A 1,016-nucleotide genomic window follows, 5' to 3' on the forward strand; every position below is an offset into this window, starting at 1 on the left:
GCCTTATGCAAGGGCTACTAATTTTTCACGATGCTTTTGTGTTCGTTCTTCAGCGGCTAGTTGAATCAGAATTTGAGGTTGCATGATCCCGTTTTGAGGTTTGTTAATTTGATCTAAGAGTGTTTTATAGTTGAAGAGTTCTTGTTTCACTTGTTCAATATCTAATTCACCATTTATCATTACTTGTTCTTTCCAGAACGTTTCCCAGCATTCTTGACGATTTTGATACGCTTGTTTTCCCATCTTGCTTCCTCCTTTTAAACGGGGAGGATATTCAGTGAAAGAATGTCCTCCCATGAATATTATGATTTGCGCGCTTTTTTGTAAGGGTCTAGCGTGACCAAGAGAGAAGAGAAAATCATGCTTTTTCCCATTCTTCCCGCCCATTCTTCTGTACGCTTATTTGTTGAAGGTGTATGTGTTGTATGAGGAACTCGACCGATATAAAAACCGCGTTTACTTCGCATATGCTTAATTGGTTTCATAAGAAATCCTCCTGTATTGTTTTATCTTTCTATATTGCTAAATAGAAATATTCTGTACATCTAAGAGGTTTCATTCATTATGAAGCTACTAAATCTAATTCTTCTAAATCTGTAGAAAGGATCGTAATTTCTTGTTGGTGCTCTTTGAACAGAACATGTTGGATATTTTTTCGCAACTGAAACCCATCTTCCACCAATGCAAGTAAATATGATTTCATATATTTCCTATCATTGATTTGATAATGTACATCAAATATGCACATTTGATCCCGCCCTCCCTTATCAGTTGAGAGTTTTTTAAACTTCTTGATTCTTACGTTTTCTAAATGCGTAAACAGCTAGGATACTACCAAGAACGACAAATGTAGCACCAATCCATTTCCAATATGGATTTTCAGCCTTGCCCCCTGTTGTTGGTAAATGACTTTCTACTTTCTTAGGTTGTTGTTTTACAATGTGTTGTGGTTTCTCTGGTGTTGGTACAGGTTTTTCAATAACCTGTGGTGTTTGTGGCTTCTCTGGTTGTGGTTT

At 36.6% G+C, this 1,016-nt stretch carries 4 protein-coding genes; all 4 read right to left on the minus strand.

The window, feature by feature from the left end:
* Positions 1-3 precede the first annotated feature (3 nt).
* Positions 4-243: a hypothetical protein gene (locus tag ACQGS6_RS29230; RefSeq protein WP_000517899.1), complete on the minus strand. Its 240-nt coding sequence runs from the start codon at positions 241-243 to the stop codon at positions 4-6.
* Between the two features lie 59 nt (positions 244-302).
* Complete coding sequence (locus ACQGS6_RS29235) at positions 303-485, minus strand: hypothetical protein (protein WP_000802603.1); 183 nt, start codon at positions 483-485, stop codon at positions 303-305.
* A 77-nt stretch (positions 486-562) separates the two neighbouring features.
* The gene (locus tag ACQGS6_RS29240) at positions 563-748 is read right to left on the minus strand and encodes a hypothetical protein (RefSeq protein WP_426966090.1); all 186 of its coding nucleotides are present in this window, start codon (positions 746-748) and stop codon (positions 563-565) included.
* 34 nt (positions 749-782) lie between these two features.
* A partial coding sequence (locus ACQGS6_RS29245; RefSeq protein WP_426966091.1) for an LPXTG cell wall anchor domain-containing protein occupies positions 783-1,016 on the minus strand: 234 nt, incomplete at its 5' end.

Source organism: Bacillus sp. GMs2/2, assembly GCF_050172095.1.
In the GTDB taxonomy this organism is placed as follows: Bacteria; Bacillota; Bacilli; order Bacillales; family Bacillaceae_G; genus Bacillus_A; species Bacillus_A cereus.